Annotated in this window: 15 protein-coding genes; 9 read left to right on the top strand and 6 right to left on the bottom strand. The window is 69.0% G+C overall.

What is annotated here, in order from left to right; all coding sequences use genetic code 11:
• Positions 1 to 33 precede the first annotated feature (33 nt).
• On the bottom strand, positions 34 to 1,281 hold the full coding sequence (locus DB30_RS08420) for a hypothetical protein (RefSeq protein ID WP_146658298.1): 1,248 nt from the start codon (positions 1,279 to 1,281) through the stop codon (positions 34 to 36).
• 769 nt (positions 1,282 to 2,050) lie between these two features.
• Between DB30_RS08420 and DB30_RS08425 the strand changes: the two genes are divergently transcribed.
• Positions 2,051 to 2,374 carry an LB_289 family protein gene (locus tag DB30_RS08425; RefSeq protein ID WP_052547611.1) on the top strand — a complete coding sequence of 108 codons (324 nt, stop codon included), beginning with the start codon at positions 2,051 to 2,053 and terminating at the stop codon, positions 2,372 to 2,374.
• 78 nt (positions 2,375 to 2,452) lie between these two features.
• Here DB30_RS08425 and DB30_RS08430 read toward each other — a convergent pair whose 3' ends face one another.
• Positions 2,453 to 4,717: a S46 family peptidase gene (locus DB30_RS08430; protein ID WP_146658299.1), complete on the bottom strand. Its 2,265-nt coding sequence runs from the start codon at positions 4,715 to 4,717 to the stop codon at positions 2,453 to 2,455.
• Positions 4,718 to 4,903: 186 nt separating this feature from the next.
• Here DB30_RS08430 and DB30_RS08435 point away from each other — a divergent pair, with 186 nt between their 5' ends.
• Complete coding sequence (locus DB30_RS08435) at positions 4,904 to 5,953, top strand: diacylglycerol/lipid kinase family protein (RefSeq protein WP_052547615.1); 1,050 nt, start codon at positions 4,904 to 4,906, stop codon at positions 5,951 to 5,953.
• A gap of 21 nt (positions 5,954 to 5,974) precedes the next feature.
• Positions 5,975 to 6,964, top strand: coding sequence for a DUF3829 domain-containing protein (locus DB30_RS08440; protein WP_052547616.1), 990 nt, complete (start codon positions 5,975 to 5,977; stop codon positions 6,962 to 6,964).
• 26 nt (positions 6,965 to 6,990) lie between these two features.
• On the opposite strand, the gene DB30_RS08445 is transcribed toward DB30_RS08440, so the two are convergent.
• Positions 6,991 to 7,482, bottom strand: coding sequence for a hypothetical protein (locus tag DB30_RS08445; protein ID WP_052547618.1), 492 nt, complete (start codon positions 7,480 to 7,482; stop codon positions 6,991 to 6,993).
• A gap of 299 nt (positions 7,483 to 7,781) precedes the next feature.
• On the opposite strand from DB30_RS08445, the gene DB30_RS08450 reads away from it, so the two are divergent.
• The 5 genes from DB30_RS08450 (at position 7,782) to DB30_RS08470 (ending at position 14,814) form a co-directional block, all read left to right on the top strand.
• Positions 7,782 to 8,846 (top strand): zinc-binding dehydrogenase, encoded by a 1,065-nt coding sequence (locus tag DB30_RS08450; RefSeq protein WP_240480190.1) that lies wholly within the window; start codon positions 7,782 to 7,784, stop codon positions 8,844 to 8,846.
• Positions 8,843 to 10,570 carry a hypothetical protein gene (locus tag DB30_RS08455; protein ID WP_052547619.1) on the top strand — a complete coding sequence of 576 codons (1,728 nt, stop codon included), beginning with the start codon at positions 8,843 to 8,845 and terminating at the stop codon, positions 10,568 to 10,570. The genes DB30_RS08450 and DB30_RS08455 overlap by 4 nt, the downstream gene beginning before the upstream one ends.
• Positions 10,571 to 10,691: 121 nt before the next feature.
• The gene (locus tag DB30_RS08460) at positions 10,692 to 11,834 is read left to right on the top strand and encodes a fatty acid desaturase family protein (protein WP_146658301.1); all 1,143 of its coding nucleotides are present in this window, start codon (positions 10,692 to 10,694) and stop codon (positions 11,832 to 11,834) included.
• Entirely contained in the window at positions 11,831 to 13,588 is a 1,758-nt protein-coding gene (locus tag DB30_RS08465) for an NAD(P)/FAD-dependent oxidoreductase (protein ID WP_052547624.1), read from the top strand. Before DB30_RS08460 ends, DB30_RS08465 begins: the two co-directional genes overlap by 4 nt.
• Complete coding sequence (locus DB30_RS08470) at positions 13,588 to 14,814, top strand: acyl-CoA desaturase (RefSeq protein ID WP_052547625.1); 1,227 nt, start codon at positions 13,588 to 13,590, stop codon at positions 14,812 to 14,814. Before DB30_RS08465 ends, DB30_RS08470 begins: the two co-directional genes overlap by 1 nt.
• On the opposite strand, the gene DB30_RS08475 is transcribed toward DB30_RS08470, so the two are convergent.
• The gene (locus tag DB30_RS08475) at positions 14,802 to 16,772 is read right to left on the bottom strand and encodes a sulfotransferase family protein (protein WP_052547628.1); all 1,971 of its coding nucleotides are present in this window, start codon (positions 16,770 to 16,772) and stop codon (positions 14,802 to 14,804) included. The genes DB30_RS08470 and DB30_RS08475 overlap by 13 nt on opposite strands.
• Positions 16,773 to 16,801: 29 nt before the next feature.
• Between DB30_RS08475 and DB30_RS08480 the strand changes: the two genes are divergently transcribed.
• Positions 16,802 to 17,539, top strand: coding sequence for a 1-acyl-sn-glycerol-3-phosphate acyltransferase (locus DB30_RS08480; RefSeq protein WP_052547629.1), 738 nt, complete (start codon positions 16,802 to 16,804; stop codon positions 17,537 to 17,539).
• A 76-nt stretch (positions 17,540 to 17,615) separates the two neighbouring features.
• Here the strand turns inward: DB30_RS08480 and DB30_RS08485 are convergent, their stop codons facing one another.
• Together DB30_RS08485 and DB30_RS08490 are read right to left on the bottom strand one after the other, a co-directional pair.
• On the bottom strand, positions 17,616 to 18,347 hold the full coding sequence (locus DB30_RS08485) for a Coq4 family protein (RefSeq protein WP_052547631.1): 732 nt from the start codon (positions 18,345 to 18,347) through the stop codon (positions 17,616 to 17,618).
• A gap of 22 nt (positions 18,348 to 18,369) precedes the next feature.
• A complete protein-coding gene (locus tag DB30_RS08490; RefSeq protein WP_205632939.1) occupies positions 18,370 to 23,184 on the bottom strand; it encodes an SDR family NAD(P)-dependent oxidoreductase in 4,815 nt (1,604 codons plus the stop codon).
• Between the last annotated feature and the right edge of the window lie 42 nt (positions 23,185 to 23,226).

Here is a 23,226-nt window from a genome sequence, read left to right on the forward strand (position 1 = left end):
GGGCGAGAAGCCCTCGCCCGAGCTGAAAACAGCTCACATGATCACGGGATAGTCGATCCCCATCGAGGGCGTCTTGAATTGCTCGAACACCGCCCCCTTGACCGTGTCCTCGACACAGTTCCCAAGCGGCGTCCCAGCGTGCTCCCCGAGCGCCTTGACCGAGTCGACCGTGCCGGTCGCCCCCTGGATCGAGACGTGAATCTTGACCGAGGTCCCGGACGGCCCATTGTGCTTGAGCCCGCAAGTCTTGGCCTTTGCCTTGATCTTGTTGAAGCCCTGACGCAGCTGCGCGGCGCTCAGCTTCTCTGGCAGCTTGGGCGCGAGCACCTCTTCGTTCTTGGGCTTCTGTCCGCCGCCGCCCTGACACTTCGCGAGATCGGGGTTGAGCAGGCAGTCGACGTCCTCTTCGCTGACCTTGCCACCCTTCTTGGGCTCGGGCAGCGGGTCAAAGTCGGGCTCGGGATCGGGCTCGGGCTCGGGCTTGGGCGCGGGATCGGCCCCCGTGTTCGCCGGCTTGGGGCTGCTCTTGCCCTGGTCCCACTTGCCGACCTTGGCCACGCCGTTGGTGCCGTCGCTCTCGAGCAAGCCCTCGCGCATCCCCATGGGGTCGTCGCCGTCCGCGAGCAGACCCAGACCCGCGCCCTCGGTCTCGCCCTCGAGCAGCAGGCCTTCCGTGTCGGCCTCGGGCTCGGGCTCGGGCTGAGGCTCGACCGCCGCGCCAGCAGACGCCCCCGCCTGCTCCGCGTTGGGATCGGGAGTGGGCTCCGCCTTGCCGACCGCCGCGTCGCCGTCTGTTGGCGCGACCTGGGCGTTCGCCTGCGGATCTGGCTGCTCGCGGTTGTTGGACATCAACATGATCCCGCCGCCAACCACACCGAGGCCGAGCAACAGGGCCACGAACACCAGCGGGCTACGCTTGGATTCAGCCGGCTTGTCCGCCGCGACCGCGGGGGTCGCCGACGCCACGCTCGCGTCGGCGAGCGGCGAGGCAGAAGTCCCCACCAGGGGCTCCGCCGCCGGACCAAACCCCGCGCCCAGTCCCCCAGCAAAGCTTCCGAACAGCGCGTCGTCGTCTTGACCGCCAGCGCTGGGCTCATCGTCGCCAGCTGTGAACAGGATCAACCCAGAGTCTCCAGGGCTCATGTCCGAGTCCCCGTCTTCGGACTCCTGGTCTTTGATCTTGGCCGCGACGGCCATGATGTCCATCAGACCGGAGTCCTCCTTCTCAGTGTCGCTACTGGGAAACAGGCTGCTTGACTCGTTGCTCAATTCGTTGGCCATGAAGTTCACTCGTCGTGAGTTCGCACGCGACCGCGCGGGTAAAGTTTGCACGCCTCTACGTTCAGCTGGGGCGAGGTCTGCTCGCCCGCTTGCGGACACCCCAGCAGACAACCCCGTAGACAACCCAGCGGACTGGGGTATCGGACTGCAGCCAAAACTATCAGACTGCTCGAGAGCACGGCACCATGACCCTACCTGGCAATGGCCCCGCAATCCAGACAGTAGCGCTAGCGCTACTGGTCACACAGAGAGCCCGGCGGTCAGGTTCAGACGTGCGAGTCATCACAATCTAGATTTTCTCTAGACCCAACCTGGACTTCGCTACCCGCGATGAACGAGTCCACGAATGCCGTCCGTATCCCAACAGATCTGTTTTCAGCTCGGGCGAGGGCTCCTCGCCCGCCTGCGAACAGCTTCGCAGACTGGCTCACCCCGGGCAGCGATCTCTCGGCGACGTTTGCGACTTTGCTCGTGGTCGAGACCCGATCGGCGCGGGCGGCCACAGGCGTGGCCTTGGGCGTGTGCCGCGGTGGTCCGGCCTAGCCATCGCGGCCACCGACTGGCTGACCAGCCGGCCCGGAGTTTGCGCGAGACGCTGGACAGACACGCCCGTTCCCCCTAAACACTGCCTCGCAGCGCCAGCGTCGTCGACTCCTACGTCTAGATGCTGGCGCACGCGCCCCGGATGTCGGCGGGCTTTGCTTGCACTTGCAGCAGTCTGGCCGCTTTACCGTGAGCGCCCCTAACCACCCCACCGAGGAGAATTCCCATGAAACGCACCGATCAAGAACGAATTGCCCGCGAGATCGGCCGGACTCAAAAGAAGGAAGCGATCCGCGAGCGTCGGATCAACGACAAGACCGACGGCTCTGTCGGCGGCTACGCCAAGGCGCTCGAAGACGTGTTCATGTGGGACGACGAGACCATCTACAACGTCGGCGACGACTGCGTCCTCGAGGTCCTGATGGACATGAAGGAAGCCCTCACCGACAAGGACTGCGAGGCCGCGCTCAAGCGCGCCATCAAGCGGACCAAGGTCAAAGATCGCGACACGGCCTTCGAAGAGGCAATGGTCGTCCTATCAGACGCATGAGCTCGCGTCACCGACACTCAAAAGGCCCGCGCTGTAGAGCGCGGGCCTTTTGCATTCTGGTGCACTTCCGGGCGACGCCTACAAAGAGGGCGTGACGCCCATCTCGGTGAGCAGGTGATCGGCCCCGTCGACCGCGTCCATCACCCACAACACCGAGCGAATGTCGACGTGGATCGAGCGGGTGATCGCCGGCATGAACACCCAGTCCGAGGCCATCGACTCGTAGTTGCCGTCGAACACCAGTCCGATCAGCTCGCCGCGGGCGTTGAGCGTTGGCGAGCCGGAGTTGCCGCCGGTGATGTCGAGATCCGCGAGGAAGTCGATCGGCAGCTCGCCGAGCTCGGGGTCGACGTAGGGGCCAAACTTGCCGGCCTCGATCGCCGTGCGGGCGCGCTCGGGTAGATCGAAGGGCTCTTCGCCAGTGTGCTTGGCGATCATCTCGCTGACCGTGGTGAACGGGGTGTGGTCGGTACCGCCGGAGCTGTAGCCGCGCACGGTCCCGTAGGTGATCCGCAGGGTGGAGTTGGCGTCGGGCGCGAGGATCTGCCCGTTGCTGGCCGCGAACTCGCGCAGCGCGGCGATGTAGCGCGGGCGCAGCACGGCGAGCTGGCCGGCGCGCTCGGCTTGCAGCTTGTCGGAGGCCTCGATCATCGGCGCGAGCGCGATCGCCAGCACCATGAAGGGATCTTTGCTGCGCTGCAGCTGCGCGAGCTTGGCGGTCTCGTACAGCTTCAGCACATGCTTGGGATCCTCGAGCTTGGTCTTGGCGTAGAGCTTGTCGGCCGCCGCTGCGATCGTCGCGGCGTCGAGCACCTCGGCGTTGACGAACAATTTCAGGGCGGCCGGCCGCTGCTCGGCCGGGAGCGCGGCGGCCCGGGTCAGGTTCATCTGCACGACCGCGCGGTCGATCTCGCGGGCGTAGCTGTTTTGTTGCTCCTCGAGATCGATCTTGGCCTCGGCGAGATCTTCGGCCGAGGGCCCCTCCCCTTGCTCGCGCTGCTTGGCCGCCGACAGGATCATCTGCGCGCGGGCGAGCAGCGTCGACGTCCGCTGCAGCTCCGCGAACGAGGCGTCGGTCTCGCGCGTGGCCTTGGCGCCCTCGTCGAGCGCCGCGAGCTCAGCGAGCACGGCCCCGTAGGCGGCCTTGCGCTGGGCGTCGCCGTCGATCCACAGCTGCAGCTCGGCCTCTTGCTGCTTGCGGGTCTCGGCCAAGCCACCCTTGCCCAGCCCGTCGAGCATGCCCTTGGCGTTGGTCAGCCCGTTCGACAGCCCACGCACGCGCGGGTTGGCCTTGATCGCCAAGGTCGGGTCATCGCCGACCGCGGCCTCGAGCGCGGCGAGGTACTGCTCATAGCGCGCGATCCGATGGGGGTAGGCCCAGGTCGTCGCGTCTTCGACCTCCGCGGCGGTCTTGAGCCGCGAGGTCCGGCCGGGGTAGCCCGCGACCATGACGAAGTCGCCCTCGTCGAGATCTTCGGTCGCAACCTTCAAGAAGTGCTTGGGCTTGTACGGCACGTTGTCCGGCGCGTGGTCGGCCGGCTTGCCGTCGGGCCCGACGTAGGCCCGGTAGAACGAGTAGTCGCCGGTGTGCCGGGGCCACCGCCAGTTGTCGATCTCGCCGCCAAACACCCCGATCCCCGCGTCGGGTGCGTGGACCAAGCGAATGTCACGCAGCGCCAGCTGCTCGATCTGAAAAAATTGTGCGCCCTCGAAGTACGACGCCACGTGGCAGGTCACGTCGGTCTTGGCGGCCTCGCAGGTCTTGGCCAGCTCGCGTCGGCGCTTTTGCATCTCGTCCCAGCGCGCCTCGGGATCCTCGATTTTCTCGAGCCCCGCGAGCACTTGGTCGGTCACGTCGGTGAACGACGAGGTCACGTAGACCCGCTGGTTTGGCCCGGCCCAGCGCTCTTGGTCGCGGGTGTTGGCCAAGAACCCGTCCTCGATCAGGTTCTCGTCCTTGCTGCTGTTGCGCGCGAGCGCCCCGATCACGCAGTGATGGTTGGTGATGATCAGGCCGTCGGGGCTGACGAACGAAGCCGAGCAGCCACCCAGGCTGACGATCGCGCCGAGCGGGAATTCGGTTGGCTGGGTCAGCGCCGCCGGATCGTACTCGAGCCCAAGCGACTCGAGCGTCTGGGCGTGACCACCCGTCGCGAGCTGGCCTGGCATCCACATCCCGCCCGGGTTGGCGAAGCTCACTTCGTCGTCGGCGCTCGTGTCGGCTGGCGCGACTGGCGTGTCCGTGGGCGGCGTGACCTCGGGCTTGTTGCAAGCCCAGCCCAGCGAGACGCAACCAATCAACAGCGAGAACGAGACGAGATGCAAACGCGAGGTGGGGACCATGGGGGGAGGGTTATCAGATCTCGCCCCGCTCGGGGACCGCTCGGGCCCGGCCCGTTCAGTTTTGATGTGAGGCGGCGACGAGACCCGACGGCCGGCGAGAACTCCCACGGGCACGGGGGCCCCAGGGGCGCCTTGGACGGCGCTTTGCCTGGTATCCTCTGCGCTTCGAGCGTTCCAGCTCAGCCCATGAGTGCGCGAATTTCCATCTTGGTCGCCAACCCGACCGCCCGCACAGGCAAGGCCGAGCGCGCGATCAGCCGCGCGCTCGAGGGCCTCGCCAGCGCAGGGCTCGAGCCAGAGTTCTTTGCGACCCAGCCCGAGGGCAAGACCGTCGCGGGTCTCGCCGATCGGATCGAGCGCGAGGATGTCGCGCGGGTCGTGTACTTGGGCGGCGATGGGACCTTCGCCGAGTCGGCCAAGGGCATCATCTTGGCCCGCGAGCGGTCGGGCGTCGACGTCCCCCTTGCGATGTTGCCAATGGGCACCGCCAACGATCAGGGCCGATCGTTCGGCATCAGCGCCGGGCCCAAGGCGCTCGAGCAGAACATCAAGACGATCGCGGGCGGCTGCGAGCAGTGGATGGACGTCGGCCGGATCGAGGCGATCGACGATGACGGCGAGGTCATCCGCTCGGATCTGTGGTTCGACAACTGCGGGTTCGGGCTGTCGGCGCGGATCTTGGCCCAGCGCAACCGCGACCGCGAGTTCGTCGCCAAGGTCCCCCTCGTCAAGCAGCTGTATCGCGACAAGCTCGTCTACGCTGGGGCCGCCGTCAGCCAGATGGTCAAGTCCGTCGTCGGGGGCCCAACCGGCTCGCTGTTCTCGTGCGAGGTCACCGTCGACGGCGAGGTGCTCGAGTGGGTCGGGCTCACGGATCTGGTCGTCAACGGCACGATCCTCTACGGCGGCGAGTGGATCTTCGTCGAGGACTCGCGCGCCGACGACGGCAAATTCGAGGTCGTGCCGTTTCGCAGCCACGCCGACTGGGTCATGTCTGCGATCTCGAAGCACAAGAAGAACCCCGTGACCAATGACGATCTCGAGGTCGTTGGGCTCAGCGGGCGCGAGTTCCGGCGCGGGACGTCGATCGAGCTGCGCATGTTTCGGCCTAACAACGGGCCCGCGATCCCCTCGCAGATCGACGGCGAGGAGTTCGTGACCGCGGAGCACTACCGGGTCGAGAACCTGTTCCACCACCTGCGCATCATCGTCCCCGAAGACCCACACTGGATCTAGGTCTGTGCCGTCCTCCAGTCCATGACCTCCCCAACCAACTCGGCGCTGCGCAAACTGCTGCCACTTCGCCCCTGGCAAGGGCTGGCTGCGGCGGCGCTGATGATGGGGGCGGCCGGCTGTCATCTGTTCGAGATCACCGAGGAAGAGCAGCCCGCCGATCAAGCGGTCGAGGTCGATCCGGCCGACTACGCCGAGCGGGTCGACGCCAAGCTGCGCGGGTTCTCGGTCTGCCGTGATGTCGTGGCCTCGGTCATGGCCGAGAGCTGGGATCGCTACGCTGATCAGGTTGGCGAGGACGGCAAGCCCAGGCGCAAGCGCGAGGGGGTGTTCCTGCGCGGGATCGACAGCAACACATTTCGCACGTGCCGGCGGGTGCTCGAGGCGGCCAGGACACCGCCCCCGATGCCGCTGATCGAGCAGCGGACCATCGAGATCGTCGAGTACGCGAGCAGCTACGCCGAGCTGACCCGCGAGATCGAGCGCTACCTCGACGATGAGCGCTGGCGCGAGGACGACTGGGCCCGGCTGATCGAGCTCGATCCGCAGCTGCGAGCCCAACACCAAGCGTGGCAGGGGGCGGATCGCGAGCTGCAGCAAGCCGTCGATCTGCGCCACGTCGAGAACGATCCAATCTTGCTCGGCGTGCTCGAGGTCCGACGATCACCGCTCGAGGTCGCGTCGCGCAGCGTCATGATCCACGCGCGCCCCATGATCCGCTGCATGACCGACGAGACCACGCCCAACATCGAGGCGTGCCTGCCGCTCCACGCTGCGTTCGACGCGGCCGCGGCGAAATTTTTGGAGATCTATGAACGCGACCGCGCGGCGGCCAACAAGGTGTTCTGGATGGAGACCTTCGCCAACGACATCGAGGAGTACAACGCGCTGGTCGACGAATTCCAGCGCAAGAGCGGGCAGCGCAAGCCCAAGCTCAGCGAGGTCCAGGCCCTGGTCGATGGCTACTCGTCGCTGGTCCGCGACGCCGAGACGCTGCAGTTCGACTTTCCGTGAAGCTGCGCCAGCTCGGCGCTCAGCGCTCAGCGCTCGTCGGGAAGGGGAAGGGGAAGATCGGGCGGCGGATCGGACGGCGGATCGGACAGCTCAGGGCTGGCGATCTCGGCCTCGTCGAGGGGCGACTGCTCGCCCCAGTCTTGGCCCCAGTCGTCGGACTCTGGCTCGGGGTCACTCCAGTCGTCGCCGTCGCCGTCGCCGTCTTCGTCACCAAGCGACTCGAGCGAGCACAGCGTGACCGCGAGACACGCGACCCCAACCTCGGCGACCGCGGCGGCGCTCTCGGCCCGGCGCACGCTCGCCTGCTCCGCTTCGTCGAGGCAGTCGTCGTACTCGGCCTCGCAGGTCCACAGGCACCCTTCAAAGCTGTCCGAGCTGCAGGTCTCGACGCACTCGGCGTGCCACTGCGTGCACTCGTCTTGGCTCGGGGCCTCGCCGCAGCCGGTACCGAACGCGAGGGTCCCCGAGATCGCCAGCGCCCGCGTGAGCGGCGATGCAAATAGCAACAAGATGGGCACGGCCCACGGACTACGTGTGAGGCGGTTGCGACACAGACTTCGGGGAGCGTGACTCATAGGCGACGGCATTCGACCTCCAGCGGGGCCTGACGCAGAAACAGGCGGCAAGCGGCGCTTCGGGGCTGCAACAGTGCAAACCCGCGGCCAAGCTGGTCTCAGCTCCCTTCGCTGCCCTCGCTGAACCAGCCTGAGAAGCTGTCCGCAAGCGGGCGAGGAGCCCTCGCCCGAGCTGAAACCAGGCTGCTCGTGTTATGCCGACAGGGAGCTGGGCCCGCGCCCACGCGAGGACGAATTCGAGCATGACCGACACGATCACCGCGATGATCCTCGAGCGCCACGGTGGCCCCGAGGTCCTGACCTTGGCCCAACGACCCGCCCCGCGTCCGCGAGCCGGCCACGTCGTGGTGCAAGTCCACGCGTGCGCCCTCAATCGCCTCGACATCTGGGTTCGCAACGGGCTGCCCAACTTGCGGCTCGACTACCCGCACGTGCTCGGCAGCGACATCGCGGGGGTCGTCGCCGAGGTCGGCGAGGGCGTGGAGCCTGGGCTCGTCGGCGCCGAGGTCATCGTCAACCCCGGGCTCTCGTGCGGGCGCTGTGAGGCGTGCCTGAGCGGCTGGGACAACTTGTGCGTGGACTACCGGATCCTGGGCGAGAGCTGCTCGGGGGGCTACTGCGAGCAGCTCGAGGTCCCGGCCGTCAACCTGGTCCCCAAGCCCGCGCGGCTGTCGATGATCGAGGCCGCCGCGTTCCCGCTGACGTTTCTGACGGCCTGGCAGATGTTGGTGGTGCGCGGGCGGATCGAGCCTGGTGAGACCGTGCTGCTGCACGCGGCCGGCAGCGGCGTGGGCTCGGCGGGTCTGCAGATCGCCAAGCTTCACGGTGCCCGGGTGATCGCGCTGGCCAGCACCGACGCCAAGCTCGACAAGGCCCGGGAGCTGGGCGCCGACGCGTGCGTGCGCAGCAGCGACGACGACTGGCCCAAGCAAGTTCGGGCGCTGCCCGGGGTCGGCCGGCGCGGCGTGGATCTGGTGTTCGAGCACGTGGGTGAGTCGACCTGGGCGCACAGCATCAAGCTGTGTCGGCGCGGCGGCCGGGTCGTCACCTGCGGGGCCTCGTCGGGCTGGGACGCGACCACGGATCTGCGCCAGGTGTTCTTTCGCCAGATCCAGATCCTGGGCTCGACGATGGGCTCGAAGGCCAGCATGTTTCGGATCGCCCAGCTGATCGACGAGGGGGCGCTCTCGCCGATCGTCGATCGGGTGTTCCCGCTGGCCGAGGCCGCGCAGGCCCATCGCTACTTGGATCGCCGCGAGCAATTCGGGAAGGTCGTGCTCGAGATCGCAGGCGCGCAGCCACAATGACGACGTCCGACGCATCAGGTGGGCCCGATCAGCCGAGCCAGCCGAGCCAGCCGAGCCAGCCGAGCCAGCCGAGCCAGCCGAGCCGTGAGCCGGATCCGATCCCGCGGCGCGAGCTGTGGGCCCCGCGGATCAGCGTCGTGATCGCGCTGGTGCTGGCGTGCGCGTACGCGTTCATCGGCGGTGACGTCGACGAGTTTTGCCTGGACGACGCGTGGATCCACCTCAGCTACGCCAAGAGCCTGCGGCTGGGCGATGGCCTGTCGTACAACCCCGGCGACTGGGAGACCGGCTTCTCGAGCCCGCTGTGGGTCGTGCTGCTGGCCGCGTGGCCGACGGGCCCGGACCCGGTGGTGTCGGTCAAGCTGCTTGGGGCGCTGCTGCACGCGGCGACGGCCGGACTCGCGAGCATGATCGCGCTGGAGCTGGCGAGCGCGCGCGCGAGCCTCGAGCGACCGATCCCGGTGCTGTCGATCGCCACGCTGGCTGGGATCTTGTGCGCGACCTCGCCCACGCTGCTGCAAGCGGCCAGCTCGGGCATGGAGGTTCCCCTGACGACCTGCCTGGTGCTCGCGTGCCTGCGCGCGTGCCTGCGCGAGAACTGGTTGCTGGCCGCCGTGCTGGCCTTCGCGGCCGAGCTCGCGCGGGCCGAGGTGCTTGGATGCCTCGTCGGGTTTGCGATCGTCGCGGGGCTCGCCGATCTGCTCAGCCGGCCGCGCACGTGGGCGAGCGCGCGCGCTTCGTTGCGGTGGACCACGCCAGCGCTGGGCGCCGCGGCCGGGCTTGCAGCGTGGGTGCTGTATTGCCAGGTGGTCAGCGGCTGGCCCTGGCCAAACACGGCCTATGTGAAGATCGCCGACGCCGGCCCCGCTGGGCTGGCGCAGGGCTGGGCGTATCTGTCGGAGCAGGTGCTGCCGTGGCAGCCGTGGTTCGCGGGCGTGGGCGGGCTGGCGTTGATCGCTGCCGCCCTGTGGACGGATCTGTCGGGCAAGGGCGTGCTCGAGCCTGGCGCGGACCCGCAGCCGCAGTCACCGGCCCAGTCACTGGCACCGATTCGTCGCTGGCAGCTGCTCGCGCTGATCGTCGCCTACGTCACGGGCATGCTCGGCACCGCAGCCAGCCGCCCGCTCAACCCCGAGGTGCTGTTCTTCGAGGCCCGCTACTTTGCGATCTTCGCCCCGATCCCGCTGATCGTGATCGCGCTGGGCTTGGCGCGCACGCATCGGGTGCTGTCGTTGGTGTTGGTGCTCCCGATCGCGCTGCTCACGGGGCTGCAGATCCCCGCGACCCAGACCCTGCAGCGAGCCCAAGAGCGGGGGATCGCGTTGTTGCACGGGGACCCCGCGCGCTACGTGAGCGCCAAGCTGCCAGACGACGCCGTGCTCGCGGTCGAGGGCGCGGGCTCGCTGCGCTACCGAACGCCGCGTTCAATGAAGATCATCGACGCGCTCGGGCTCAACAACGCCGCGATCGCCCACGCCGAGGACGACCCGGCCAAGGCGTGTGCGCTGATCGAAGAACGCCCGGACTATCTGGTGATGCCCGAGCACATCGCGGGAGCGCTGGCCAAGGTGTTCGAGCTGCGGCTGCTCGAGCAGTTTGTCGATCCCGCCTACGCGCAGGTGGCAGAGCCCCACGAGGTCCGCGTGCTCTTGCTCGAGGTCGTCGCGGTCCGACCGCGCTGGGCCGCACGCTGCGGTGGCCCGTCGGCCGAGCTGTCCCCCTGATCGGCTGAGCTCGGCTGAGCTCGGCTGAGCGAGTTGGCTGGGCGAAATTCGGCCATCCAAATCCGAGCGACGCTCCGCGCCGACAGTCGACGCTGCGCCGCGCTTGTTCTACCGTCAGTGCGTGTACGAGCGCCCCACCGAGCAACGACCGGCCAAAGAGCCAGCCTGGTCGAGCGAGGAGGAGCGGCTCGCCTCGCTGTGTAAGGATCTCGACGCGATCCACCAGCGCGTGCGCAGCGAGCTCGGCGACGGCGATATCGCCTATATAGAATCGATCGATCAGCTGTCGCGGCGTCTGACCCTTGCCGGGCGCGTGTTGATCTTCGCGGGTATGGACCCCGTTAGCTATACCGCTGGCATCCTCGCGCTCGCGGCCGCCCACCAGCTGCAAGTCTGCGAGATCGGGCACACCGCCCTGCACGGCGCCTACGACAAGCTAGAGCAGCTGCCGGGCGCCGCCAAGTACCACTCGGAGCGGTTTCGCTGGGTCGGTGAGATCGACGAAGAGTCGTGGCGGCGGGCCCACAACCTGCTGCACCACGGTCACACCAACATCGTCGGGCGCGACTCCGACTTGCTCGTTGGCTTCGCCCGCTGGAGCCCCGAGGCCAAGCACCACTTCTATCATCGGCTTCAGCTGCTGTTTTCTGCGACCTACCCGCTGTATTGGTGGACGGGCATGAGCCTGCACAGCGCGGGGGTGCTGGATCTGTTCGCCAGGACCGAGGACGAGGCGGTCGTCGCCAAGCACAAGTCGCTGCGCACGTTCTGGTCTGCGCACAAACGGGCGCTGCGCAAGATCGTGCCCTACAAGCTGACCAACTACGTGGTCTATCCGGCGCTGGCGGGCCCGCTGTTTCTCAAGGTCCTCGCTGGCAATTGGCTGGCCGACCACGTCCGCGACGTCTACACGGCGGCCACGATGCACTGCAATCACATTGGCCCGGACGTGCATCACTATGGCGCCGGCCGCCAGGCTAAATCCCGCGGTGAGTGGTACGAGATGCAGATCGAGGCGACCAACAATTTCGAGGTCCCGCACTGGATGTCGGTGTTGTGCGGCGGGCTCGACTATCACATCGAGCATCACCTGTTTCCAAAGCTGCCGCCCAACCGGCTGCGCGAGATTGCCCCGGAGATCCGGGCCGTGTGTGCGCGCCACGGGGTCCGCTACCGCACCGGGTCGTGGCCGGCGACCCTGGCCAAGTCGCTGCGCACGCTCGCGCGACTGTCTTGGCCGATCCCGCACGAAGCCACCCCATGAACCGCACCCACTACGACGTCATCGTGCTCGGGACCGGCCTGGGCGGGACCATGCTGGCGGCGATCTTGGCTCGCCATGGGCGCCGGGTCCTGCTGATCGACGCGGGCAGCCACCCACGCTTTGCGATCGGCGAGGCGACCACCCCCGACACCAGCTTTCGCCTGAAGCTGCTCGCCGCCAAGTACGACCTGCCCGAGCTCGCGTACCTCTCGGAGTTCTACTTGGTCCGCGATCACATCGGGGCTTCGAGCGGGGTCAAGCGGGCGTTCAGCTTTCTGTATCACCGACCCGGCCACGCCCACGAGCCAACCCAGTCGCACCAATTCCCAACGGGGGCGCCGCCGTGGGGGCCCGACTGCCACCTGTTTCGCCAAGACACCGACGCGTTCATGCTCGCGGTCGCGGCCCGGCATGGCGCGAAGGTTCGCCAAGCGACCCGGGTCAGCGCGATCGATCTCGAGCTCGAGGGCGGCGGCGTAGCGGTCACGCTCGACACCGGTGAGCGGATCACCGCGGCGTTCTTGGTCGACGCGGCCGGGTTTCGCTCGCCGCTCGCCAAGCAGCTCAATCTACGCAACAAGCCCGACGCGCTGCGGACCAACTCGCGGGCGATCTTCACCCACATGGTCGGCGTCACCCCCTACGATCGGGTTGGCGAGGCCCGCGAGCGCCACGGCCTGGTGTATCCGCTCTCGCAGACCACCCTGCACCACGTGTTCGAGGGCGGGTGGCTGTGGGTGATCCCCTTCGGCAACCACCTCGACGCGGTCAACCAGCTGACGTCCGTGGGCTTGTTGCTCGACCGCGAGCTTCACCCCGAGTCGGAGGGGGAGTCGGGCAGGGATCCCGAGCAAGAGTTCTTCGAGCACGTCAACCGGATGCCCGGCGTCGCGCGGCAGTTTCAGGGCGCCCACGCGCTGCGCGGCTGGGTGTCGACCGGGCGGCTGCAGTACAGCTCGCGCCAGACCGTGGGGGATCGCTGGCTGCTGCTCGCCCACGCGGCGGGGTTTGTCGATCCGCTGTATTCGTCGGGGCTCAACCTGACCGTGGGCGTGATCGATCTGTTCGCCGACGAGCTGCTCGCCGCGCTGGGCGACGGCGTGTTCGAGGCGGCCCGCTTCGCCCACGTCGACGCGTTCTTCCAGACCAACCTGAAGCTGTACGACGAATTCGTCGCCAACTCCTATCTTGGCTGGCGCGACTACGAGCTGTGGGATGCGTGGTACCGGGTCTGGGTCGCGGCGCTGCAGGTTGGCACCTACTTGAACGGCACCCAGCTGATGCGCCACCTCGAGTCCGGGGATCGGGCGGTGCTCGAGCGCTCGCGCGAGGCCCCCTTCACCTCGCTGTTGGGCACGGCGGTGCCCGAGTGTCGGCACATGGTCGACAGCGCCGCCGCTCACATGCACCGGTTTGCGCGGGGCGAGATCACGGCCGCGAGCGCGGCCGCCAACATTCGCGCGGTGCTGCGCGAGGTGCAGTTCTGCCCAAGCTACTGGCGGCTCGAAGACCCCAGCGTGCGCACGACCCCGCCCTATACAATGACCCAGATGCTGCGAGCGTACGTCTGGTACCACCGCAACGCGTCGCCCGAGGTCCGCGATCTCATGGTCGGGTTCAAGCCGCTCACCGCCAGCCGCCACGTGCTGAGCGCCTTCTACGACAACTCCCGCCGCGGCCTGCGTCGCCAGGCACTGTTCATGCGCGACTCGCTGCGGGCCTGGAACCGCGACTGGCTGGACGGGGCCGACTGATGGGCTCCAAGCCGCGAGATCGGGGGCGCGATCGGGCCAGGCTGCGGTGGATCGATCGGGCCGCCGTCGCGCTGGTCCTGAGCCTGCCAACCGCTGGGGTGTTCATTGGCGCCTACTTGGCGTGGCGCGGTGACGTGCTCGAGACCGCCAACCTGGTCGTGTTCGTGGTCCTGTGGATCGCAACCTTGTTCGGGGTCGAGGGCGGGTTTCATCGCTACTTCTCGCACCGCAGCTATCGGGCCCGGCCCGGGGTCGAGGCGGTCCTCGCCGGGCTCGGCTCGATGGCGTTTCAGGGCCCGGTGCTGTGGTGGGCGGCCACGCATCGCCGCCACCACGAGCGCTCGGATCGCCCGGGTGATCCCCACTCTCCGCAGCTGCGTGGCGACGGCGCGCGCGGGCTCTTGCTTGGCCTGTGGGATGGCCACGTCGGCTGGCTGTTCAACGAGGTCGACGCGATCAGCCGCAAGTCCACCTGGGCCAAGTACGTGCCCGACCTGCTCGAGAAGCCGATGGTGTGGTCGATCCACCGCAACTATCTGTGGTGGTTGGCGCTGGGGTTTGCGCTGCCAGCCGTGCTGGGCGGGGCGCTCACGGGCACCTGGCACGGGGCCTGGATCGGCTTGGTGTGGGGCGGGCTGATCCGCACCTTTCTCGTGAATCATGCGATCTGGGCGGTCAACTCGATCTGTCACGTGTACGGCTCGCGCCCCTTCGCCCTGCACGCGCGCGATCGCAGCGCCAACAATGCCTGGGTCGCCCTGGTCAGCCTGGGCGCCGGTTGGCACCACAATCATCACGTGTTCCCCGGCTCCGCGACGACCCAAGTTCACGCGTGGCAGGTGGATGGCTGCGGGTTGATCCTGCGCGCGCTCGCCAAGCTGGGGCTGGTCAGCGAGCTTGGAACGCCGCCGGCGGATCTCGATCAGCCGGGCTGGACCCGGCGGGTGTCCGTGAACCTCGAGGGCGCGCCGGCCGAGCTGGTCAACCTGCGCAGTGATCGGGCGTTCGTCGAGACCCGGGTTCGCCGGGCGGTCGGGGCCACGATCCGGCTCGATCACTTCGTGGTCGCAGAGGCCAACGGCGAAGCCCAGGTCGTCGCGGGCTTGCAGATCCAGGCGAGCGTGGATCGGGTCACCCCGCACGGCCTGGTGCTGCGCTTCGCAAGCTCGCCGCAGCAGGCCGCCGCGCTGACCCGGCTGACCCGCCGCGAGCGCTACGACGGCTGATCACCCGCGCCCAGCTCCGACAGCCACACCGTCTCGGTCTGCAGCGCCGGCGCGTCGCCCTGCAGCAGCAGCGAGCGGGCCAGAATGTAGCCGGCGCTGTGGCCAGAGGTGTCGAGCCAATTGCCAACGCCCGGATCGCTGTCGGCCAGCACGACGGTGAACTCGCCGTTCGCGTCAACCTGCAGCTGGGTGTGGTTCAGGCAGATCGCATGCCGGGTGTAGTCGAAGCTCTCGAGCCAGACGTTGTACAGACACAGGCTGAAGTAGCGGGCCTGCGGGAGCTTGCCCCGGACCACGAACGCCTGCTCGGGACCGAAGCGATACCAACACACTTGGTAGTGGTTGTCGGGGGTTGGAAACAGGCGCTCGCCCGATCCCGCGTGGAATTGCTTGATCGGCAGGCCGCCAGCGGTCACGAATTTGTAGAACATCAAGCTGCGCTCGACGATCGTCGCGAGCATCCGCCCGGCGTTGCGCAGGTTCTTGGCGTAGGCGTTGGGCTCGAGCGGGGCGGCGGTTCGCGGCGCGGCCGGATCGTTGGCGAGCAGCGCGACCTCGAGCTTCAGCGGCGGCTCGGCGCTGCGCTGACCAAAGTACTGACGGATCACCAGCTCGGTCTCGTCGCCCTCCCCCTTCAGCACCGTCACCCCAGGCAAAGGCTCGAGCTCGTCGGCGCTGATCAGCAGCTCGAAGCGGCCGTCTGCGTCGCGGGCGATCGCGCCGTCGTTGAGGTGCGCGCCGATCTTCCCGCCGCGCCGATGCAGCAGACACCCAACATAGACAGTGCCCGGCGGGATCCGACCCGAGACCCGATACCGCCGCCCCGCGCCCAGCGACAGCCGGGTGCGGACCACGTCCGCGTCGGGGCAATCACCAAACATCTTGCGGGTCGGGCCGATCACCGCGTGAAACTGGGGCCAGTCTGGATCGCTGTACTCGGTGAAGGTCTCGACGGTCGCAGACAGCATGCGCAGCAAGAACCGGCGGCCCTCGAGGTTGTGCAGATCATCGGGGAGGTCGATCGTGGCTTCGAGCTTGGCCACGTCGGCGAGCACCTCCGCCATCGCGCGCGAGACCTCCGACAAGCCCGGCAGCGGGATGCTGTCCAGATCGTAGCCGTAGCTGGCCGCGAGCGCCTTGGTCTGCGCGTTGACGCTGCGGTGATCAAAGCCGGTCAGCCAGCGATCCGCCAGCTCGGGCTCGATCCGCGCGCGCGTGGAGGTGTTGGGATCCCCGACCGCGCGCGCGCCCTTGGGCCCGCTGCGCATCCGATCGCCCTCGTAGGGCTGGATCATCGCGTCGTCGTAGTCGAGCTCGAGCAGCCCACAGACCTCGCGCATGGTTGGCGCTGGGGCGGTGACCAGATCCTCGTAGCGGATCCGCAGCCAGCGTTGCTCGGGGAGCTCGGCCAGGCACGACGCGATCGCCTGGTTGCCCCCGCGCCACAGCTGCTCGGCGTTGGTGTAGTCCGAGCCCTCGAACAGGGCCTCGGACATGTTCACGTTCTGCAGGCTGCGGATCACCGAGCCCGGGTTGCGCACGATCCACAAGAACCGCGCGCCCGGAAACCACCCCGCGAGCCGGCGGATCGCGGCGGGGTAGTTGCACAGGTGCGGGCACTTGTCGACCAGCACGCGGTCGCCAATTCGCTGGTTGAGCAGCGCGTAAACCTCGTCGACACCAAGGGTCGAGAGCGCGGCCACGCGCTGCTTGGCGGCTGGAACGTCGAGACCCTCGAGCTCGATGAAGGTCCGCCGCAGCCCGCCCTTCTCCCAAAACCGGCGCTCGAGCAAGGCGTGGCGCTGGGCCATGGTCTCAAACGGGGCGAGCACCATCTCGGGCGGACAAAACAGCCGGGGGTGACCGGCGAGCATCAGCCGCAGCAAGGTCGTGCCGCTGCGGGCGACCCCTAGCACGAACACGATCGGATCTTCGAAGACGGGCGTGGGTGATGTCATGATCGGTGGCGCTGAGTTAGCATGAAGGGATGAAGCTGGAGACGAGGCTGACCACCCGCGCGTGGGATCGAGCGATGCGTCTGCTCCGGGCGTATCACTCGTATGAGGTGGTTGGGCTGTCGGCCTTTCCGCGCTCGGGTCCGGTGCTGGTGGCCAGCACCCACAGCCTCGCAACCTACGAAAATTTTCTGCTGGGCTCGGTCGCCCTGGACGCGCTGGGTCGCCGACCGATCATCTTGGCCGATGATCTGCTGTTCAAGCTGCCGGCCGTTGGCAACGCGATGCGTGACATTGGCGTGTGGCCAGGCAAGCGCGACGCGGCGATTGAGATCCTGCGCAACGGCGGCCTGCTGGGGCTTGGGCCCGGGGGCATGCGCGAGGCCCTGCGTAGCACGAAGCAGCACTACACCTTCGACTGGGAGGGCCGGCTGGGCTTCGTCTGGATCGCGCTGCTGACCGGCGCGCCGATCGTGCTGGCCGCCTGCCCGGCTGCAGACGACATCTTCGACGTCGCCGATCTGCCGATCACCGCAGATTTCTACAAGAAGTACCACTTGCCGCTGCCGCTGTTTCGTGGGGTGGGGCCAACCTTGGTGCCGCGGCCGGTCAAGCTCTGGCATGTGTTCGAGGAGCCTATTGTCGCCGACATCGATCCAAACGAGGTCACCGAGGCCGCGGTGATCGAGCACCACGCGTACCTGTGCCAGCGCATGCATGGCCTGATGCAGCGGGCCATCGAGATCTCGGGGCTGTCGTCGCGTTCGTGACTGTTTTCAGCTCGGGCGAGGGCTTCTCGCCCGCTTGCGGACACCGTCGTAGACTGGTTCACCGAGGGCAGCGAACTCACGCGCGCCTCCCCTGCCCTGGCTTGTTGCCAACCCAGACCGGCTTGTAGACCGGCGGCGGCCACAGGCCGAGCTCGCGCTGGATCTGCTCGAGGGGATGATCGAGCAGCTCAACCCAGTCTTGCTCGACCAACCATTCGGCCCGCAGCGCCAGCGCGGCTGCGTTGAGCATCATGCGTTGGCCAGCCAGACGCGGCAGCCGGATCGAGTAGGCGCCGAGCCCAGCCATGGCCATGACCCCCGTGTTGCGGGTCTGCGCGGCCGTGAACGCCAGCAGGCACACCTCGCCCAGCAGGTCGGTCTGGTAGCCGGTCACCAGGTGATAGAGGTCGTGGCTGAAAAATAGGGTGTCCTGCAAGAACCGCTCGTCGGGCTCGAGCGCGGCCGTGCGCGCGGGCGAGGTGCCCGTCTCGACGTACACACCCATGCCGCGGCGGGTGGTGCCCAGGGTCTCGCAGCTGGCGAGGTACGCGTGGCCAAGGGTGCCGGCTGGCAGGCTCTCGAGCCGCTCCCAGTCGGCGAGCGCGTCGCCGAGTGAGGGCTTGCGCCGCAGCAGCGCCCGGGCCTTGGGGCGACCCCGCATGCGCGCGAGCGTGCGGGGGAGCGAGCGGCCCTGCCACGCCTCGATCACCCGGGTGATCTGATCGGTCCGCGCGGGGTTGCGGTACAGGAACCGCAACACGTCCAAGCCCTCGCGCCAGCGGATTGCGTGGATCTGTGCGTCGTCCATGGTCAGCTCAGGTCAGGCCAGCTCAGGTCAGATCAGGTGCGGTCCGCAGCGCGGCCGCCAGCTTGGGCGCGTGCGCGGCCTGAAACATCGAGTAGTGATCGCCCGGCACATCGTGGACCGTCAGCCCGGTGCACAGCCCTCGCCAGACCTCCACGCTGTCGGGGAACACCTCGGCGAAGGCCCGCAGCGTGTCGACGGCGCGCAGGTACATGACGGGCCCGGCGTAGGGCCGCGGCTGGTAACCGGCCAGCCGCCGAACCGAGCGCTGCAGACCGGCGACGTAGATGCCAAACAGCGCGTGGATCTGCTCGGTGTCGGTGCTTGGCGGCAGCCCGGCGAACGCCACCGCCCAGGCGCGGACCTGCTCGAGCGGCTCGCTCGCGGGGTCGAAGCCCGGCGGCGAGCCGGCCATGCCGCGCGCGCCCAGGTAGCTGGCGAAGGCTGCGATGAGCGCTGGTTCTGCGTAGGACGCCGCGTCGTCGCTGACGTGCGGGGTGGGGCTGTCGAGCAGCGCGACGTGGTCGACCGCGTGGCCACGCGCGTGCAGACGCGCCGCCGTCTCGTAGGCCAGCACCCCGCCCAGCGACCAGCCGGCCAAGATCTGCGGCTGCGCCTGCGCCTGCGAGCCCGCCAGCAGCTCGACGCAGCGATCCGCGAGCGCGGTGATCGGGGCCTCGAGCTCGCTCGCGCCGCCAGCCTCGAGCTCCGGCAGCTCGATCACCTCGACCCCGTGACTCTCGAGCGCGGCCGCCAACGGGGCGTAGCACTCGACATCGAGGGCGCCCGGGTGGATCAGCGTGAGCGTGGGCAGCCCCGGCCGCGCGCGCAGCCACCTGCGCCGCGCGGCCCGACCGGGCGCGGGCGAAGCGGCTGGGGTCGACGACAGCCGCGCGAGCAGATCATCGGCGAGCACGTGGATCGACGGCCCCTCGAGCAGCGTCGCCATCGGCAGCTCGACCCCGAGCTGGGCCTCGAGCCGCGCGCGCAATTCAATGCCCATCAGCGAGTCCAAGCCCAGCTCGACCATCGGGCGATCCGCCTCGAGGGATTCTGCCGGTCGGCCAACGGCGAGCGCGATGTGGGCGGTGAGCAGCGCGACGATCCGCGGACCTCGCTCGGGGATCGGCAGCGCCAGGATCGCGGCCGCGGCCTCCCCTGGCTTGGGCGTGGGGGCCTGTCCTGCCGACTGCTGGGCCGCGAGCTCGGCCGCGACGAGCTCGGCGATCGGCGGCGACGCGCTGAGGGTCGGGTGCGCGCGGGCGAAGCGAGACCAGTCCACGTCCATCACCGTGATCTGCGTCCACCCCAGCGCGCGCGCGGACGCGAGCAAGCTCCGCATCGACGCCAGCGCCTGATCCGGGGCGAGGCTCTGGATCCCGCGCCCAGCCAGGCGACGATCATCCCGAGCGACGCCGACGTCCGCCCACGGACCCCAATTGATGCTGTGGCCGCCAAGCCCCCGCGCGCGGCGGTGACGAGCGAGGGCGTCGAGGTAGCTGTTGGCCGCCGCGTAGTTGCCCTGGCCGGCCGAGCCCAGCACCGCGGCGACCGAGGAGAACAACACGAACAGATCGAGATCGTAGCTAGCGAGCGCGCGGTGCAGGACCCACGCGCCAACGACCTTGGCTCGGAACACGGCGGCCAGCATGTCCGCGTCGAGGCGCAGCAGGATCTGATCTTGAAGCACGCCCGCGAGGTGAACGACGCCGCGGATCGGCGGCCAGCCCTCGCGCCGATGCTGATCCAAGAACGCTTTGACCTGATCGGGATCCCCGACGTCGACGGCCGCGAGGTGAACGCTCACGCCCTCGCGCTCGAACCCCTGGATCGCAGCGATCTGACCGCCCACGCGCGAGCTTGGATCCACGCTTGCCCAGGTGTGGCGCTGGGGCAGCGCCGAGCGGCCCATCAACACCAAGCGCCGCGCGCCGCAATTGACCAGCTCGCGGGCGACGTGCAGGCCCAGGCCGCCCAGGCCACCGGTGATCAGGTAGCAGCCGTCGACGCGACAGCGCAGCTGGGCGCTGGTGCTTGGCGCCGCGGGGACACGCGCCCGGGTGACCCGAACGACGTGGCGCTGGGCGTCGCGGTAGGCGATCTGAACCTCGCCGTCGGGCGCCCGCAGCTCGCGGATCAACGCTTGAGCCTGAGCCTGGGCTGTGGCGTGGGGATCGACATCGACGATGCCTCCAAACACGCCCGGGTGCTCCTGCGCGAGGGTCCGGCCAAGGCCCCACAGCGGCGCGCCAGCGGTGGTGATCGCTTCGTCGTCACGGACCGGGGCCGCGCCACGGCTGACCAACCACAGCTTGGGCGGGCTTGGCCAGCGCTGCCCCACGAGCTCGCGCAGGACATGGACCACCGCGGCGACGTCGAGGATCGAGCTGCGCTCGAGCGCGGCGACCTCGGCGTTGAGGTCCTGTGGTGGATCGTCGTCGCTGGGTTGGGCATCGGTCAGGCTCCACCCGTGGACGATGCCCCTGCACGGCTCGCCGCGCTCGCGCACGTGCCCGAACAGCGCGTGCATGTCCTCGGCCCGAGCCGGATCGACACGGTAGTGATCCGAGCTGACTTGCGTGAACGCGGCGCCCGGCTCGACCCGCACGCAGCGGTCGCCCGTGGCTGCCAGCGCGGCGATCAACGCGTCGCCGAACGCTGCGCGATCGCAGAGCACCAACCACAGGCCAGGCGGCTGCGCGCGTGGCAGCGCACGCAGCCGACTTGGGCGCCACTCCAGCTGATAGACGAGCGCGTCGAGACCCTGCCGGCCGCGTGCCGTCGCGCTCGCCAGATCCAGGTAGCGCAGCTGCAGGCCCTGGACGTCGACCTGCAGCCGGCCGGCTTCGTCGCGCAGCTCGAGGTCGACCGTGCGCGCTCGCTCGGCCTCGCTGGTGATCCGCGCCAAGCTCCACGCGCGCGGGCCGGGGCGCTGCACGAAGCGGATCGCCGCGACGCCCACGGGCAGGAACGGCCGGCCCTCGTCGCCGCCGAGCGCCGCGACCACCTGCGCCGCCGCGTCGAGCAGCGCGGGGTGAACGTGGTAGCGCGGATCCGCGGCGACCGGGGCGGTCGCGCGGAGCTTGGCCACCGCCACGCCGTCGCGCAGGCCAATTTGCTCGACGCCGCGAAACGCGGGGCCGTAGTCGAGTCCGCGGGCGCGCAGCTGTTCGTAGTGGAGCGCCGCGGACCCGCCCGGCTGATCTGACAAGGTCGGCGGCTCGCCGAGCTCGGGTTCAGACGCGGTAGCGATCTCGGTCCCTGTATCGATCTCACCGTGTGCATGCAGCACCCACGCGCCAGCTTCGCCCGCGCGGCTGCGGATCTCGAAGCGCGCGGCCTCGTCCATGAGCACCAGCTGGACCGCGCGGGCCGACGCGTTGGGCACCGACAAGGGCGCGAGGATCTCCACGTTTCGCAGCGTGATCGCGCCAGCTTCGAGGCCCGCCCCGCGCTGCTCGATCACAGCGGCGAGCGCCATCTCCAGATACGCGGTCGCCGGGAGGATCGCCGCCCCCTCGAAGCGATGATCCCCCAGCATCGGCAGGCGCGTCAGCGACAGCGCAACCTCCCAGATCCGCTCGTTCGCTCGATGGGCGAGCTCGACACGCCGGCCAAGCAAGGGGTGCGTGATCTGGCTGTCCGGCTCGCGCGGCGACGCGGGGGCGTGCCAAGCCGGTTGGCGCGAGAGCGGCAGCCGAGGCAGCGGCACCGAGTTGCAAGGGGCCCTTCCCGCGTAGACCGCCGACCAGTCTGGCGTGTGCCCGTGAACGTAGAGCTGCGCGAGCGCCCCGAGCGTCGATGTGCGCGCGTCGACGCCACGCCGCAGCGAGTGCACGACCACGCCCGCGCGCGAGCCAAGCGAGCTCAGGATCGATCCTGACAACACCGGGTGCGCGCCGATCTCGACGAAGTGGCGGTGGCCAGCGTCGATCAAGCCAGCGATCGCCGCCGCAAATTGAACCGGCGCGCGCAGCTGCGACGCCCAATAGCCCGCGTCGAAGCGCGACCCATCGAGCTCGGCGCCGGTCACCGTCGAGGTGATCGGGATCGTGCCCGGCTGCGCGCGCAAGCCTGATCCCTCGAGCGCGGCCCGGAGCTCGTCAGCGCTGTGTTGCATGTGGGCGCTGTGAAACGGATACGCGTGATCGAGCAGCCGCGCCCCGGCCAGCCGCGCCAGCGAGGCCGCGGGCCCGCACACGACCGTCTGCTCGGGGCCGTTGTGCGCGGCGACCTCGAGACCCTCGAGCCCCTGTTGTTCGAGCAGGGTCGCTAGCGGCTCGGGGCCCATCTCCACGACCGCGAGCTTCGCCAGCCCGGCGGCGCGCTCGGTCACCTGCGCCCGCGCGACCACCAGCTTGGCGGCGTCGGCCAGCGAGAGGACCCCCGCAACGAGGGCGGCCGCGAGCTCGCCCAAGCTGTGTCCCACGAGCGCGTCGGGCTCGATCCCAAACCGCCGCCACTGCTGCGCCAGGGCCACCTGCAGCGCGAACAACACCGGCTGGGCGACCGCCGACGCGGCCAGGCGCGACCCGGATGCTTCGGCCCCGAGCGCGTCGATCACCGACCACCCCAGCAGCGGCGCGAGCTCGTGATCACAGCGCTCGAGCTCGGCGCGAAACCGGGGCGAGCGCTCGAGCAGCTCGCGGCCCATGCCCCACCACTGATCCCCCTGACCGCTGAACACGAACACACAGCGGGGCGCGCCGGTCGTGGGTCGGCGCCCGACCAAGGCCGCGCTTGGATCGGACTGCGCGTACGCACGCAGCGAGGCGATCAGCTCTGCGCCCGACGAACCAACAACCGCGGCGCGCGCGTCGAGGCAGCTGCGCTGCAGCACGGCCGCTTGCGCGAGCGCGGCCGCTTGCGCGGGCGAGCGCTC

It is taken from the genome of Enhygromyxa salina (genome assembly GCF_000737335.2).
Classification (GTDB): Bacteria; Myxococcota_A; Polyangia; order Nannocystales; family Nannocystaceae; genus Plesiocystis; species Plesiocystis salina_C.